The following is a 14,239-nucleotide window of genomic DNA, read 5'->3' as shown; positions in this document are numbered from 1 at the left end:
CGTCAGGGCCTCGTAGGCGCCGGTGAGTTCGAGCAGGCGCCTTCGTGCCGGTCCGACGCCGTCCGGGTGGAAGGCGATGCCGTCGCGGCAGGCGTCCCTGGGGTCAGGGGCAGGAGGCGAGCGCGGTGCGCCCGGCGGCGAGGAGCCGGCAGGCGCGCGGAAAGTCGTGCAGCCGCTCTTCCAGCAGATCCAGGCACGGCAGCAGCGAGCGCGCCGGGACGTGGCGGGCGGTGAGTACCTCGGCGGTCCAGAGGAGGAAGCCGGTGAAGACGTCGTCGGCGTCGACGTAGAGGGCGGCCGTCAGGAAGTCGACGATGTGGGCGATGTCCTCGGCCGTGCGCTCCCGCTGCTCGTCGCTGTAGTCCCGCATCGCGGGGAAGCGCTGCTCGAGACGCTGGAAGGTGTCGCGTACCAGCCGGGTGGAGGACTTGGCGACCAGCGTGTACTCCTGGTCGCCCAGATGCGGCAGATCGTCGATCGTCTGGTGGGCGGGCACCGGCCGGGTCAGGGGACCGGCCGCGAGCCGGTCAGCGGCCGCGCGTGCGTCGGGTGCCCAGGCGTCGGTGCCCAGCAGGCGCGCGTAGCGGCCGTCCGCACCGAAGGCGAGCCCCCCGGCCATGACCGGGGTGCCGGCGGCCTGGACGGCGGTGATCGTGCTGTGCGCGAGGGGCAGCCGGGTGGGCAGCGAGCTGGACAGGCACACCGCGTCCGGGCCGGTGCGGTGGATGTGGCTGATCAGGTGAGCGGTGGGGACCTGTGCGCCGAGGTAGTCCACCTGCCAGCCGCGCAGCCGCAGCGTCTCGGACACCAGGCGCGCGGGCAGGGCGTGCCACTCCTGGTCCACGCAGGCGACGGTGATCCGGCCCCGGCTGTGCGCCGGACGCCGGGCCGGCAGGACGGCGATGACACGGTCGTTGATGGCGGTGGCGGCGTGCTCGTCGGCCACGCTCATGCGGTTGGCCGCCCACTCGATGCCGACCTTGTGCTGAACGGCGCCGATGACGTCCAGCAGCATCGACTCGGGCTCCAGCCCCGCGGCCAGGGCGTCGGTGACGACGTCGAGGGCCGCGTACTCGTCTCCCGCCCGGGCAGCGGCCCACAGCTTGTCCGCCCACGGTGCGGAATCGCCGTCGCCGTGCGGCGGGGAGAGGCGGGCGCCGACGCTGTGGCGGCCCGGCCCGTCGTCGAGGTCGGTGACGCGTCCGGTCATGCCGTGCATCTGCCCCGGGTCGCGCCGTCCACGGCACTGAGGTGGGCACCGCGGGGGGCGGTGATGGCCAGGACGGCGATGTCGTCGTGCCGCCCGCTGCCGATCCACTGTGAGGTGACCATCTGGACGCGCTCCACGACCGCCTCCGCCGGCATGCCGGCGCACTCGGCCGCCGCGCGCCTGAGGCGCAGGTCGCCGAACAGGGTGTCGCCCAGCGGGCCGCCCCTGGCTTCGGTGACGCCGTCGGTGAACAGCAGACAGGTTTCCCCGGGCGCCAGCCGGACCTGCGCGGTGCGAGAGGTGATGGACGGCAGGACGCCGATCAGGGTGCCGCCCGTGTCGGCCTCCTCCACGGTGCCGTCCCGCCGGATGATCAGCGGCGCGGGATGCCCGGCCGACGTGAGCCTCAGCACCACCTCGCGCTCCTCCCGGCGGACCGAGGCCATCACGAGGGTGGCGAAACGCGTGTGGCGGCTGGTCCGCATGGCGTTGTTCACCAGACGCAGCATCCTGGCGTGGTCGTCGGCCATGGGCAGCAGAGCGTGCAGCGTGTTGCGGATCTTGCCGGTGAGGACCGCGGCTTCCAGCCCCTTGCCGGCCACGTCCCCGAGTACGACGAGGGTCTCGGGGGAGTCCTCGCCGGGCGGGTGCACGTCGTAGAAGTCGCCGCCGATGCGCTCCGTGTCCTGGCTGGCCCGGTAGCCGCCCGCGAACTCCACGCCCTCCACCTGCCGCAGGGTGGGCGGCAGGAGTTCCCGCATGAGGGTGTCGGAGATCGAGTTCTGTTCCGCGTAGAGGCGGGCGGCCGACATGGCCGCGCCGGCCCGGGCGGCGAACAGCCTGGCCAGCGACTCCTCCGCCTCCGTGAACGCGTCCTGCTGGGCCCGGCGCAGCAGGATCAGCGCCCCGGCCGGTACGCCGAGACCCGGAAGCGGTGTGATCACCAGCGAGCCGACCTCGCCGAACCCTGCCGGAATCAGCCAGTCCGGGGCTGTCGCGGGGTCTATCCACCGCGAGGGCACCGGCGGAAAGCCCCGCAGCGCTTCGGTGAGCCCCGGCACGGAATCCGGCGCCTCGGACACGGCGCGGCGGGTGAGTTCGCCCCGGTGGTCGCAGGCGACCACCGGCAGTGTCCTGGCGGCGGAGGGCGCGATGACCAGCGCGGCATCGGCCAGATGCTCGGTGGCGAGGCGCGCCGTGACCTCCATGCACCGCTCGAGGTTCAGCGAGGCCAGCAGAGCGGTGGAGGCCTCGGTGAGGAACCGGCTGCGTCCGCGCTCGGCCTGGAGCTCTCCCACCGCTGAGCGGTAGGCGGTGTCCTCCATCAGCCACCAGACCGTGCCGCCACCGGCCAGGACGGATGGCCGCGCCGCGAACGACCGATCGCCCACCTCCCCGCTGACGGGGACCGGCCGCGTCCGGTCAGCTGTGGCGAGCCAGGTGGGGAAGGACAGCGGCTGCCCGACCTGCGCGGCGGGCAGCAGAGCGCAGGCCGCGTCGTTGAGTTCCGCGAGGTGCCCGTCCGCGTCCAGGACCACCACCGGGCAGGGGGCGGAAGCGACGCTCACCGTGCTCACCGCACCGGTTCGGGGCCTGGTCGGGGAAGAAGTCATGTACGGGGTCCCTACGCGTGACCCACACCTCACTCTGCGAAGACGGAAGAGAACTGTTCTCGATGCACAGTCCCGCAGTCCGGGTGCGTGGTGCAAGCACCGGACTCGCCTACGGCCCCACGACGAGCGAGTCCGGGGCGCGAGTCCCCCCGGAAACCGTCTCCCTACCCAGACGGCCGGACACGAGACCGTGCGAAGGTTCACATCCCGTCCGCAACCCGGGGCGGGCGCATCCGCCCACCGGGACGCACGGCGCGGCGGGGCCGGAACCCCCGCCGCCCGCACCGCGTCACACGTACCGCTTCAGCTCCCGCCGCGCCAGCGACCGCTGATGCACCTCGTCCGGCCCGTCCGCGATCATCAGCGTCCGCGCCCCCGCGTACAGCTCCGCCAGCGGGAAGTCCTGGCTCACCCCGCCGGCGCCGTGCAGCTGAATCGCCCGGTCGAGAATGTCCACGACCGCCCGGGGCGTGGCGATCTTGATGGACTGGATCTCGGTGTGCGCACCGCGGTTGCCCACCGTGTCCATCAGCCACGCGGTCTTCAGCACGAGCAGCCGCAACTGCTCCACCGTCACCCGCGCGTCCGCGATCCAGTTGTGCACCACACCCTGCTGCGCCAGCGCCTTCCCGAACGCGGTCCGCGACACGGCCCGCCGGCACATCAGCTCGATCGCCCGCTCCGCCATGCCGATCAGCCGCATGCAGTGGTGGATCCGCCCGGGGCCGAGCCGCGCCTGCGCGATGGCGAAACCGCCGCCCTCCTCACCGACCAGGTTCGACACCGGCACGCGCGCGTGGTCGAAGATCACCTCGGCGTGACCGCCGTGGTAGTGGTCCTCGTACCCGAACACCCGCATGGCCCGCTTGACGGTGACGCCCGGGGTGTCCCGCGGCACCAGCACCATCGACTGCTGACGGCGGATGTCCGCCCCGTCCGGGTCGGTCTTGCCCATCACGATGAAGATCTTGCAGTCGGGGTGCATCGCACCGGAGATGTACCACTTGCGGCCGGTGATGACGTACTCGTCTGTGCCATCGGAGGCTCGCTCGATGTGCGTGGTGATGTTCGTGGCGTCCGAGGAGGCCACCTCCGGCTCGGTCATCGCGAACGCCGAGCGGATCTCGCCGGCCAGCAGCGGCTCCAGCCACTGCTTGCGCTGCCGCTCGTCGCCGAACTGGGTGAGCACCTCCATGTTCCCGGTGTCGGGCGCCGCACAGTTCGTCACCGTCGGCGCCAGCTGCGGGGAGCGGCCCATGATCTCGGCGAGCGGCGCGTACTGGAGGTTGGTGAGCCCGGCCCCGTACTCGGAGTCCGGCAGGAAGAGGTTCCACAGGCCCTGCCTGCGGGCCTCGGCCTTGAGCTCCTCGACCACGGGCACGGTCTCCCACGGCGAGGCGAGCCGCTCACGCTGCTCGTCCGCGACGGCCTCGGCCGGGTAGACGTACTCGTCCATGAAGGCGAGGAGTTTGGCGCGCAGCTCTTCGGTGCGCGCGTCGAAAGCGAAGTCCATACGGATCAGCCCTCCTGGAGGCCTTCGTGAAGCGTGGTCAGTCCGTGCCGGACGAAGACGGGGACGAGGTCGCCGATGCGGTCGAAGCCGCGTCCGACCGTCTGGCCCAGCGTGTAGCGGTAGTGGATGCCCTCGAGGATCACGGCGAGCTTGAACCAGGCGAACGCCGTGTACCAGGAGACCGCGGAGACGTCGCGCCCCGAGCGCGCGGCGTACCGCTCGATGAGTTCCGACGGCGCCGGATGCCCGGGGGCCTCGGCGGTCGTGGAGACGGGGGAGTCGGGCATGCTCAGCGGCATGCTGTACATCACCAGCAGGCCGAGGTCGGTGAGCGGGTCGCCCAGCGTCGACATCTCCCAGTCGAGGATGGCCTTGATCCGGTCGTCCTCGCCGATGAGGACGTTGTCGAGCCGGTAGTCGCCGTGCACGACGGCCGGGGCGGGGGACGGGGGCAGCTCGCGCCCGAGGGCGGCGTGCAGCTCGTCGATGCCGTCCAGGTCGCGGTTGCGGGAGGCGTCCAGCTGCTTGCCCCAGCGGCGCAGCTGCCGGTCCAGGAAGCCCTCGGGCCGGCCGAAGTCGGCCAGACCCACCTCGCCCGGGTCGACCGCGTGCAGCTCCACCAGTGTGTCGACCAGGTTCAGCACCGCGCCCCGGGTCCGCTCCGGACCGAGCGGGGCGAGCTGGTCGGCCGTGCGGTAGGGGGTGCCGTCGACGAACTCCATGACGTAGAACGGCGAGCCGAGCACCTCCTCGTCCTCGCACAGCAGCACCGGCTCCGGCACCGGCACGGCGGTCGGGTGCAGCGCGCTGATCACCCGGTGCTCGCGCTTCATGTCGTGCGCGGTGGCCAGGACGTGGCCGAGCGGGGGCCGGCGCACGACCCACCGGGAGGTGCCGTCGGAGACCGCGTAGGTGAGGTTCGACCGTCCGCCCTCGATCAGTCGGCCGGACAGCGGGCCGTTCACCAGGCCGGGCCGCTCGCGGTCGAGCAGGCCGCGCAACCGGTCGAGATCGAGTCCGGGCGGGTGGTCGGGGCTCATGCGTCGCTCCTACGGGCAGGTGAACAGTTCCCGACTCATGATGCCGACCGGTCGGTATGTCGTCCAGAGCGGGGCCGAAACGTGATCGGAGCCACGATAGGCCGACGACTCCTCCCACGGGGCGAACGGGGAGGTTTCGGCCGCTTCGTTCAGGCCATCCGGCTTGCGTGCCCCGCGACGAGCCCGGAAGGTCAAAGCCATGAAGGCCATCAGCTACTCACGGTACGGCGGACCCGAGGTGCTGGCGTTCGGGGAGGTCCGCGATCCGAAGGTCGGCCCGGACGCGGTGCTGGTGAAGGTGCGGGCGGCGGCCGTGAACCCCGTCGACTGGAAGGCCCGTGAGGGATACCTCGACGGGACCCTCGCCCCCGTCTTCCCCGTGGTGCCCGGCTGGGACGTCTCGGGCGTCGTCGTACGGCCCGGTGTGGCCGTGTCGGAGTTCGACGTCGGGGACGAGGTCATCGGGTACGTGCGCGAGGACTTCCTCTCCCGCGGCACCTTCGCCGAGTACGTGGCCGCGCCGCTGCGCACCCTCGCGCGCAAGCCGCGCAATCTCTCCTTCGAGGAGGCGGCCGGGCTGCCGCTGGTCGGGCTCACCGCCTTTCAGGTGCTGGTCAAGATGCTCCAGGTGAAGCGGGGCGAGACCGTGCTGGTGCACGCCGCGGCCGGCGGCGTCGGCTCGATCGCCGTGCAGCTCGGCACCCACCTCGGCGCCCGGGTGATCGGTACGGCGAGCGAGTCCAACCACGATTTCGTGCGGGGGCTCGGCGGGGAGCCGGTGGTGTACGGCGAGGGCCTGGGCGAGCGGGTGCGCGGACTGGCTCCGGAGGGCGTGGACGCGGTGTTCGACACGGTCGGCGGAGAGGCGCTGAAGGTGTCGGCGAACCTGCTGGCCCCCGAGGGCCGCCTGGTGTCGATCGCCGACAACGACGTCGTGACCTACGGCGGCCGCTACTACTTCGTCCGCCCCGACGCGCAGGACCTCGAGCGCCTGGCCGACCTGGCGGAGCAGGGCGTGGTGAGCGTGCACGTCGACGAGACGTTCCCCCTGGAGCGGGCGGCGGACGCCCACCGGCTGAACCACCAGGGCCGCACCCGCGGCAAGATCGTCGTGACGGTGGACTGGGGGAGCGACGGCGAGTGAGGAACGGGGTGCGAGTGAGGAACGGGGTGTCCGGGTGCCCTAGAGCACGAGGGCGGCCCCGCACGCCGCCATCGCCACCGTGCACAGCACCGCGGCCGCCGCGTGCCGGGGCGCGAACGCCGCGGGGCGCGCGGTGGCCGCGAGGGTGCGGATACGCCGGTGGGCGACGCTCAGGAAGCCCAGCCAGAGCACACAGCACAGGGCACCCGCGACGACCCCGGCCGCCGACGCCCCGCCGTGCAGCACGGTCTTCACCGCGAGCACGGCGACGACGGTCCCCGACAGTGTCGTCCGCCGCCAGGCGAGCCGGGTCCGCTCGGGTTGCAGTCCGGGATCGCGGTCGGGGTCGCGCTGCCGGGCGGCCGGCGCGCTCACCCCTCCCACCCCACGAGCACGACCAGGACCATGGCGACCGCCACGACCGCGACGACCAGGCTCAGCAGCGCCGGGAACCGGGACACCGGCAGGTCCTCGCCCCGCCGCATGGCCCGCTCGCAGCGCAGCCAGTGGTTGACGGCCCGCAGGGAGCACAGCACGCCCGCGGCCAGCAGCGCGAGCGCCAGTCCGACCCGCCAGGCCCAGCGCAGGTCCGGCAGGAACTGGTCCACGGCGAAGCCGCCGCCGATCAGTGCGAGCGCGGTGCGCAGCCAGGCCAGGAAGGTGCGTTCGTTCGCCAGCGAGAACCGGTAGTCGGGCGTCTCGCCGTCCTCCCGGACCTCGGCGGGCGCGAACCACAACCGGACGTTCCGTACGAACTCGATCACGTGCGCGACCCTACCCGGGCCCCCGGTCCGGCTCCGCTTCAGCCGGCCGACCGGAACGCCTTGAGCCGCTCGTACGCGGCCAGTCCGTCCGGCACCCACTCCCAGTCGCCCAGGCGTCGCTCGACCTCGGCGTCGGCCAGGAAGTCGTACCAGGCCACCTCCTCGACCTGCGGTCGCACGGGGAGCTCGCAGCGGACCTCGTAGACGGCCGACCACCAGGTCCGGCCCGCGCCGTTGTCGTAGAGGAACGTGAAGAGGTGCTGTGGCTGCGGCAGGCCGCTCACGCCGAGTTCCTCCTCGGCCTCGCGCAGGGCCGCCGTGTCGTAGGACTCGCCCGCGCCGACCACTCCGCCGACGAACATGTCGTAGAGGGAGGGGAAGACCAGCTTGGCCGGGGTGCGTCGGTGCACGAACACGCGGTCCTCGGCGTCCCGGGCCTGGATGAACACACAGCGGTGGCGCAGACCCCGGGCGTAGGCCTCGCCGCGGGGGGACTGCCCGATGACCTGGTCGTTCTCGTCGACGATGTCGAGGATCTCGTCAGCAGCGCTCATGCCCTCATCCAAGCAGGGCAGGCGCCCCGGGCAGGGCAGGGCCCGTCAGGACGAGGCCGGGCTCACCGCGGGCGCGGCCACCCGTGCCCGCTCCGGTGCCCCCTGCGGCATCGCCGGGTGCAGACCCAGCAGCACGATCCCGGCGACCACGGCCAGCAGGCCACCGGCCTCCCAGCTCAGGGCCGCCGCGTCGGTGCGCAGCCGGTCGCCCAGGAAGCCGACGCCGCAGACGATCCCGGCCAGCGGCTGCGCCGCGGTCAGGGCGGGCAGTGACTTGCGCAGGGACGCGGTCTCGAACGCGCTCTGCACGAGGACCAGCCCCGTCACGCCCAGCGCGAGCACCGCGTACGGCTCCCAGCCGGTGAGCAGGTCGGCGAAGCCGCCCTCGGCGACCTTCTGCCCGCTGACCCGGGTCAGCGCGTCCTGCACGCCGTAGAGCAGCCCGGCAGCCAGTGCCAGCAGCACCGGACCGGAGCTCAGCCGGGACCTCTTGCCGTGCGTCGTGAGCAGCAGGGCGAGGCCGATCATGACCCCGATGATCAGCCACTGCCGCATCGGGTCGGCCGTCGCGGCGCCGCCCTCCGGCCGACCCGCCACGATGAACGCGGTCACGCCGCCCGCCAGCAGGAAGAGGCCCGCCCAGCCCTGGCGGCCCAGCGGCTGCCGGGTCTGTTTGCGGGAGAGTGCGAGCGCGAAGAGCAGGTTCGTCGCCAGCAGCGGCTCCACCAGCGACAGCTCGCCCTGCCCGAGCGCGGCGGCGCCCAGCCCCATGCCGACCACCATCAGCGCGATGCCGCCGAGCCAGCGCGGCACCTTCACCAGGTCGATCAGCAGGCGAAAGGAGAGAAAGTCGCTCAGCGGGGCCCGCTGAGCCGCGTTCTGCTGGAGGACGAAGCCGAAGCCCAGACAGCAGGCGGCACCCAGGGCGAGCGCCAGAACTAGAACCGACACGCGGTGTACCTCGATCGTCAGGTCGGGTTCACGATTGCGTAGGGGCCGACTGTACCGGCCGGCTCCGCCCGGCGCGCCCGTACGTCATGCCATCGTCGGGGGCGACGGCAGCCCACGCTATGACGTACGTCACAAAGGGCGAAACGGAAAAATCGGATGCCGGTCACACCTGCCTCTGCTGTCACCTGAATCACAAGACCCGCGCAAGTAACGGCAGTTGACGCGTGTAACGCTCAGGCGGCCCTTGACGCCAACCCTTGGCTGGGGGTTTGCTGTGTGTGATCAGTTCATGGCAATGCGCACACCCGTGCTTCCTTCACCGCCGTGAGCCGAAACACAAGAAGAGCGCGTGAGGAAGTTCCGCGGTGTCCCCACCCCCGCCTCCCCTCGGCCGTGGCCGCAGACGTGCGGCGCAGGCCTTCGACGAGGCCCTCGACGACGCCGAGCTCGTGGCCGCGCGTGCCGCACTGGCGCAGGGCCGCTGGCAGAACGCCCGTTCCCTGCTGGTGCGCACCGGGGACGACTGGGACCGGCGCGGCCACCGCGTCACCGTCCTCGCCCGGGAGTCCTACTGCGCCGCGTGGGCCAGGGAGTGGCTGCTCGCCGAACCCGAGTCCGCCGACGCCTCCGTGCTGCTCGCCCTCGCCCAGGTCCGGCGCGCCCTGCACGGCAAGGCCAAGCCGGTCCACGCCCGCGAGGCCTGCCAGGCCGCCGTGTCCCGTGCCCCGGCCGACCCCACCCCGTGGCTCGGCCTGCTCATGCTGGAGTGCGCGGTCGGCAGCGACCAGGACGTGGTCCGCGGCTTCGAGTCGGTACGCGGCCGCTACGCCGACCACCACCACGCCCACCATCTGATGGTCGCCCGGCTCGCCGGCCGCCGCACCGAGGCCGGCCCGGACCCGCTGCACGAGGTCTACGACTTCGCCAACTGGGCCGCCGAACAGGCACCCGCCGACTCCCCGCTCGCGATCCTGCCGGTCATCGCGCACGCCGAGCGTTACCGCGTCCTGGCCGCCGCCGGTCACGAACCCGCCGATCCGGCCGCCTCCGGCCACTGGACGGGCCGCCGTGCCCGGCAGGTCATGAAGGCCGCCTTCGACTGGTGGCTGGAATGGGAACTGGAGGGGCATCCGCGGCGGCTGATCGATCTGAACTTCCTCGCCCACGCCAAGTTCTGCGAGGGGCGGGGCGCCGAGGCCGCCGCCCTGTTCCACCGGATCGGCCGCCACGCCACTCCGGCGCCCTGGTCGTACCCGGACCGCGATCCGCACACCGCCTTCGCCGCCGCCCGCGCCGGGGCGCTCGGCACGGCCTGACACCTCCGACCCGAAGAGTGAGGACGCTCTCCCGATGACCACGGACAGTTCGAGAACGAGCACACCCGCCGCCGGCGGCATCAGTACGTTCAAGGGGCAGGAGCGCGCCCTGCGCGCCGACCGGCTCGGCACCGGGGGGCTGCTGCTCTCCGTCCTCGCCGCGACCGCCCCGCTCATGGTCGTCGCGGGTGTCATGCCCACCACATTCGCGGTGATGGGCATCGTCGGCCAGCCGCTGCTGTTCGTCGTCCTCGGCATCGTCCTGATCCTGTTCAGCGTCGGATACGCCGAGATGAGCCGCCACGTCCACAACGCGGGCGCCTTCTACGCCTACATCTCCCGGGGCCTCGGAGGCACCGCCGGCGCGGGCGCCGCCCTGGTGGCCCTCGTCGCCTACAACGCGCTCCAGGTCGGCATCTACGGCATCTTCGGCTTCGAGGTCTCCGGGCTCCTCGCCACCTACGCCGACGTGGAGATCGCCTGGTGGATACCGTCACTCGTGGCCGCGCTCGCCGTCGGTCTGCTGGGCTGGCTCAAGATCGACGTCAACGCCCGCGTGCTCGGCGTGCTGCTGGTCATCGAGGTGCTCCTGGTCGTCGTCTTCGACGTGGCCGCCCTCGCCGACCCCGGGAAGGAGGGCCTGTCGCTGCACGCCTTCAACCCCGACACCCTCACCGGCGCCGGTGTCGGCACCGCGCTGTGCTTCTGCATCGCCGCGTTCCTCGGCTTCGAGCAGGCCCCGGTGTACGCCGAGGAGACCAGCCGCCCGCACGTGCTGGTGCCGCGCGTGATGTTCCTCGCCGTCGGCGGGGTCGCCGTCTTCTTCGCGCTGAGCAGCTGGGCCCTCACCGTGGCCACCGGCCCCTCCGCCATCGTCGGCACGGCCCAGAAGCAGAGCGCCGGGCTGCTGTTCTTCCTCACGGAGTCCCGCCTCGGCGGCACCTTCACGGACGTCCTGCACGTCCTGTTCGTCACCGGCATGTTCGCCGCGCTGCTCAGCTTCCACAACGTCGTCGCCCGCTACGCCTTCGCCATGGGCCGCGAGGGCCTGCTGCCCGCCGCCTTCGGCCGCACCAGCGGCAGCAGCGGCGCCCCGGGCACCGGCTCGCTGCTCCAGACCGTCGTGGCCGTGGTGGTCGTGGTCGCCTTCGCGATCGCCGACGACAAGCCGGCCGGCGACCCGACCGCGCCCGTCCTGCAGCTGTTCACCTGGTTCGGCAACATCGGCGCCCTCGGCGTGATCGTGCTGATGGCGGCGGCGTCCCTGTCCGTCGTCGTCTTCTTCCTCCGCCGCGGCGCCGCGGGCGCCCAGGCCTGGCGACTCGTCACGTCCGCGCTGGCGGGCATCGCCCTGCTGGTGATCGCCGGCTACACGGTGAAGGACTTCGAGGTGCTGGTCGGCGCCGGACCCGACTCCTCGCTGAGCTGGGTGCTGCCCGGCATCATCGGCCTCGCCGCGCTCGCCGGCGTGGTCCTCGGCCTGGTGCTGCGCGCCCGCGCCCCCGAGAAGCACGCCCGGATCGGCCTCGGCAACGAGGCGTTCCAGCTGGACAAGGCGGCCTCCTCCTGAGGCGGCCCGCGTAAGAAGTGGTTACGGAAATCTGACGAGCACCCGCGATCCCTGTCCTGCCGGGGCCGCGGGTGTTCGAATGAGGACGTGAACGAGGACCAACCCAAGGGTGTGGACGACGACCACCCCGAAGAGCGGGGCACCCCGATCGGCCGCCGCGTCTTCCTCGGCACCCTCGCCCTGGGCGCCGCCGGCGTCGTCGCCGCGCCCCCGCTGCAACGCGGCCTGGAGGCCTTCCTCGGCGGCGCGGCCGACAACGACCCCACCGGCCTGACCGGCCTGCTCCCCAACGGCGGCGGCTTCCGCTACTACTCGGTCGCCTCGTCCGTCCCGCGCAAGAACGCCGGCAACTACCGCCTCACCGTGGACGGCCTGGTCGACCGCCCCACCACCTACACCCTCGACGACCTCAGGGCCCTGCCCCAGACCCGCATGGTCCGCGACGTCCAGTGCGTCACGGGCTGGCGCGTCCCCGACACCCCCTTCGAGGGGGTCCGCCTGTCCCGGCTCCTGGACGCCGCCCGGGTCCGCCCCACGGCCAAGGCCATCCGCTTCACCTGCTTCGACGGCACGTACACCGAGAGCCTCACCCTCGACCAGGCCCGCCGCGCGGACGTCCTGGTCGCCCTGCGCATGCAGGACAAGGACCTCGGCCACTCCCACGGCGGCCCGGTCCGCCTCTACGTGGCGCCCATGTACTTCTACAAGTCCGCCAAGTGGCTCTCCGGCATCACCGTCACCGACAAGGTCCGGCCCGGCTACTGGGAGGAGCGCGGCTACGACGTCGACGCCTGGGTGGGCCGCTCGAACGGACGGGACGATGACCCTACGAGCTGACACGCCGCCGGCCACGGCCGAAGTGCGCCGCTTCACCCCACCGCAGCGCTGGATCCACCGCACCACGGCCGCGCTGATGGGCCTCTGCGTCGTCACGGCGGCCTGCCTCTACATCCCCCAGCTCGCCGAACTCGTCGGCCGCCGCGCCCTGGTCGTCACCCTGCACCAGTGGTCGGGTCTCGCCCTGCCCGTCCCCGCCCTGGCCGGCCTCGCCTCCCGGGCCTTCCGCGCCGACCTCGGCCGCCTCAACCGCTTCGGCCCGCACGACCGCACCTGGCTGCGCGCCGCCCTGCACCGCGACAAGCGCCACGCGTCCCGCCCCGCGGCCAAGTTCAACGCCGGCCAGAAGCTCTACGCGGCCTGGATCGCCGGCGCCACGCTGGTCATGCTCGCCACGGGTCTGATGATGTGGTTCACCCATCTCACCCCCCTGCTCTGGCGCACCAGCGCGACCTTCGTCCACGACTGGCTGGCCCTCACCATCGGCATCGTCCTGGCCGGCCACATCGGCATGGCCCTGGCGGACCCGGAATCGAGAAGGGGCATGCGCACGGGCAACGTCAGCAGAGACTGGGCAGACCGGGAGCACCCTCTGTGGCGCCCTTGAGTTTTCAGGGGCGCGGGGAACTGCGCGACACACGACGACGCACCACGACGCACCCGCACGCACGTACCGACGGGCAGGTCTACGGCGCGGGGGCGAAATCCAACAGCACCTTGCACGACCGACTCCGATCAGCGGCCAGCGCGAACGCGGACGCGGCGTCCCCCACAGGAACCACCGCACTGATCAGCCCGTCGAACGCCGGCTCCCCGGCCAGCAGCGCCAACGCCTCGTCGAACTCACCGTCGAAGCGAAACGCCCCCCGCAGCTCGATCTCCCGGCTCACCACCAGGTTCCCCGCGAACGGACTGTGCCCCGCCGGCAACATCCCCAGCTGCACGACGACCCCACCCCGCCGCACCCGCCGCAGACACGTGTCGAGCCCCGCGGCCACCCCGGACGCCTCGACGGCCACATCGACCTCGTCGGGCCACCCACGGTCATCCGGATCATCGGCCCGTACGACCGTCCCGGCCCCTGCGATCCGCCCGTACTCCAGCGCCTCGGGCAGCAGATCCGAGACCGTGACGTGCGCGGCCCCGGCCGCCTTCGCCGCCGCGACCACCAGACACCCGATGGGCCCGGCGCCCGTCACCAGCACCTGCCGCCCCGCCACCTCCCCGGCCCGCCGCACCGCGTGCAGAGCGACCGACAAGGGCTCGGCCAGCACGGCCCGCCGCAGCTCCAGCCCGTCCGGCAACGCCCGCACCTGCTCACACGGCACGGTCACCCGAGCCGAGAACCCCCCCTGGACATGCGGAAACCGCGCCGCACTCCCGAGATACCGGGTGTCCCGGCAGACGTTCCGCCGTCCGGCCGCGCACTCCGGGCACACCCCGCACGGAGTGGCCGGATGCACGGCGACGGCGCTGCCCGGTGCCGGTCCCGACGCGCCGGCACCGTACGCCACGACGGTCCCCACCACCTCGTGCCCGAGCACCATCGGCTCCCGCAGCCGGAAGTCACCGACCCCGCCGTGCCGCCAGTAGTGCAGATCGGACCCGCACACCCCGCCGTACCGCACGGCGATCAGCGCCTGCCCCGGCCCGGGCTCCGGCACCGGCAGCTCCGCCACCCGCAGGTCGCCCTGACCGTGGATCACACAACCCCGCATCACAGCCTC

The 14,239-nt window shown here is 72.6% G+C and carries 14 protein-coding genes; 5 read left to right on the top strand and 9 right to left on the bottom strand.

Annotated features, from left to right (window positions below; genetic code table 11):
- Positions 1-103 precede the first annotated feature (103 nt).
- The 4 genes from G3I77_RS25690 to G3I77_RS25675 form a co-directional block, all read right to left on the bottom strand.
- Positions 104-1,210 carry a B12-binding domain-containing protein gene (locus tag G3I77_RS25690; protein ID WP_248507522.1) on the bottom strand — a complete coding sequence of 369 codons (1,107 nt, stop codon included), beginning with the start codon at positions 1,208-1,210 and terminating at the stop codon, positions 104-106.
- Positions 1,207-2,823 carry a PP2C family protein-serine/threonine phosphatase gene (locus G3I77_RS25685; protein ID WP_248507520.1) on the bottom strand — a complete coding sequence of 539 codons (1,617 nt, stop codon included), beginning with the start codon at positions 2,821-2,823 and terminating at the stop codon, positions 1,207-1,209. The genes G3I77_RS25690 and G3I77_RS25685 overlap by 4 nt, the downstream gene beginning before the upstream one ends.
- A 289-nt stretch (positions 2,824-3,112) precedes the next feature.
- On the bottom strand, positions 3,113-4,336 hold the full coding sequence (locus tag G3I77_RS25680; RefSeq protein WP_248507518.1) for an acyl-CoA dehydrogenase family protein: 1,224 nt from the start codon (positions 4,334-4,336) through the stop codon (positions 3,113-3,115).
- Positions 4,337-4,341: 5 nt separating this feature from the next.
- The gene (locus G3I77_RS25675; protein WP_248507516.1) at positions 4,342-5,376 is read right to left on the bottom strand and encodes a phosphotransferase family protein; all 1,035 of its coding nucleotides are present in this window, start codon (positions 5,374-5,376) and stop codon (positions 4,342-4,344) included.
- A gap of 199 nt (positions 5,377-5,575) precedes the next feature.
- Between G3I77_RS25675 and G3I77_RS25670 the strand changes: the two genes are divergently transcribed.
- Positions 5,576-6,520: an NADP-dependent oxidoreductase gene (locus G3I77_RS25670; protein WP_248507515.1), complete on the top strand. Its 945-nt coding sequence runs from the start codon at positions 5,576-5,578 to the stop codon at positions 6,518-6,520.
- A gap of 39 nt (positions 6,521-6,559) precedes the next feature.
- Here G3I77_RS25670 and G3I77_RS25665 read toward each other — a convergent pair whose 3' ends face one another.
- Genes G3I77_RS25665 through G3I77_RS25650 form a run of 4 tightly spaced genes read right to left on the bottom strand, consistent with a single transcriptional unit; the run spans position 6,560 to position 8,789 of the window.
- Positions 6,560-6,895: a DUF202 domain-containing protein gene (locus tag G3I77_RS25665; protein WP_248507514.1), complete on the bottom strand. Its 336-nt coding sequence runs from the start codon at positions 6,893-6,895 to the stop codon at positions 6,560-6,562.
- Positions 6,892-7,284 carry a DUF202 domain-containing protein gene (locus tag G3I77_RS25660; RefSeq protein ID WP_248507513.1) on the bottom strand — a complete coding sequence of 131 codons (393 nt, stop codon included), beginning with the start codon at positions 7,282-7,284 and terminating at the stop codon, positions 6,892-6,894. Before G3I77_RS25660 ends, G3I77_RS25665 begins: the two co-directional genes overlap by 4 nt.
- A gap of 38 nt (positions 7,285-7,322) precedes the next feature.
- Positions 7,323-7,838, bottom strand: coding sequence for an NUDIX hydrolase (locus G3I77_RS25655; RefSeq protein WP_248507512.1), 516 nt, complete (start codon positions 7,836-7,838; stop codon positions 7,323-7,325).
- A 45-nt stretch (positions 7,839-7,883) separates the two neighbouring features.
- On the bottom strand, positions 7,884-8,789 hold the full coding sequence (locus tag G3I77_RS25650) for a DMT family transporter (RefSeq protein ID WP_248507510.1): 906 nt from the start codon (positions 8,787-8,789) through the stop codon (positions 7,884-7,886).
- Between the two features lie 365 nt (positions 8,790-9,154).
- Here G3I77_RS25650 and G3I77_RS25645 point away from each other — a divergent pair, with 365 nt between their 5' ends.
- The 4 genes from G3I77_RS25645 to G3I77_RS25630 all read left to right on the top strand — a co-directional run bounded on the left by G3I77_RS25645 (position 9,155) and on the right by G3I77_RS25630 (position 13,119).
- Entirely contained in the window at positions 9,155-10,105 is a 951-nt protein-coding gene (locus G3I77_RS25645; RefSeq protein ID WP_248507508.1) for a hypothetical protein, read from the top strand.
- Positions 10,106-10,139: 34 nt separating this feature from the next.
- Positions 10,140-11,675 carry an APC family permease gene (locus tag G3I77_RS25640; protein WP_248507505.1) on the top strand — a complete coding sequence of 512 codons (1,536 nt, stop codon included), beginning with the start codon at positions 10,140-10,142 and terminating at the stop codon, positions 11,673-11,675.
- A gap of 87 nt (positions 11,676-11,762) precedes the next feature.
- Positions 11,763-12,512 carry a molybdopterin-dependent oxidoreductase gene (locus tag G3I77_RS25635; RefSeq protein WP_248507503.1) on the top strand — a complete coding sequence of 250 codons (750 nt, stop codon included), beginning with the start codon at positions 11,763-11,765 and terminating at the stop codon, positions 12,510-12,512.
- Positions 12,496-13,119, top strand: coding sequence for a cytochrome b/b6 domain-containing protein (locus G3I77_RS25630; protein WP_248507501.1), 624 nt, complete (start codon positions 12,496-12,498; stop codon positions 13,117-13,119). Before G3I77_RS25635 ends, G3I77_RS25630 begins: the two co-directional genes overlap by 17 nt.
- Before the next feature lie 79 nt (positions 13,120-13,198).
- Here the strand turns inward: G3I77_RS25630 and G3I77_RS25625 are convergent, their stop codons facing one another.
- Positions 13,199-14,230: an L-idonate 5-dehydrogenase gene (locus G3I77_RS25625; protein ID WP_248507499.1), complete on the bottom strand. Its 1,032-nt coding sequence runs from the start codon at positions 14,228-14,230 to the stop codon at positions 13,199-13,201.
- Positions 14,231-14,239: the final 9 nt, after the last annotated feature.

This window comes from Streptomyces sp. D2-8 (assembly GCF_023184515.1).
Taxonomy (GTDB): domain Bacteria; phylum Actinomycetota; class Actinomycetes; order Streptomycetales; family Streptomycetaceae; genus Streptomyces.
The sequence above is the reverse complement of the archived record's forward strand: the minus strand, read 5'-3'. Positions and strand labels throughout refer to the sequence as shown.

What these genes read in the sequence shown, in the direction of transcription:
- G3I77_RS25690 (WP_248507522.1), bottom strand. Translation starts at nt 1,210, where the DNA reads ATGACCGGACGCGTCACCGACCTCGACGACGGGCCGGGCCGCCACAGC.
- G3I77_RS25685 (WP_248507520.1), bottom strand. Translation starts at nt 2,823, where the DNA reads ATGACTTCTTCCCCGACCAGGCCCCGAACCGGTGCGGTGAGCACGGTG.
- G3I77_RS25680 (WP_248507518.1), bottom strand. Translation starts at nt 4,336, where the DNA reads ATGGACTTCGCTTTCGACGCGCGCACCGAAGAGCTGCGCGCCAAACTC.
- G3I77_RS25675 (WP_248507516.1), bottom strand. Translation starts at nt 5,376, where the DNA reads ATGAGCCCCGACCACCCGCCCGGACTCGATCTCGACCGGTTGCGCGGC.
- G3I77_RS25670 (WP_248507515.1), top strand. Translation starts at nt 5,576, where the DNA reads ATGAAGGCCATCAGCTACTCACGGTACGGCGGACCCGAGGTGCTGGCG.
- G3I77_RS25655 (WP_248507512.1), bottom strand. Translation starts at nt 7,838, where the DNA reads ATGAGCGCTGCTGACGAGATCCTCGACATCGTCGACGAGAACGACCAG.
- G3I77_RS25640 (WP_248507505.1), top strand. Translation starts at nt 10,140, where the DNA reads ATGACCACGGACAGTTCGAGAACGAGCACACCCGCCGCCGGCGGCATC.
- G3I77_RS25630 (WP_248507501.1), top strand. Translation starts at nt 12,496, where the DNA reads ATGACCCTACGAGCTGACACGCCGCCGGCCACGGCCGAAGTGCGCCGC.
- G3I77_RS25625 (WP_248507499.1), bottom strand. Translation starts at nt 14,230, where the DNA reads ATGCGGGGTTGTGTGATCCACGGTCAGGGCGACCTGCGGGTGGCGGAG.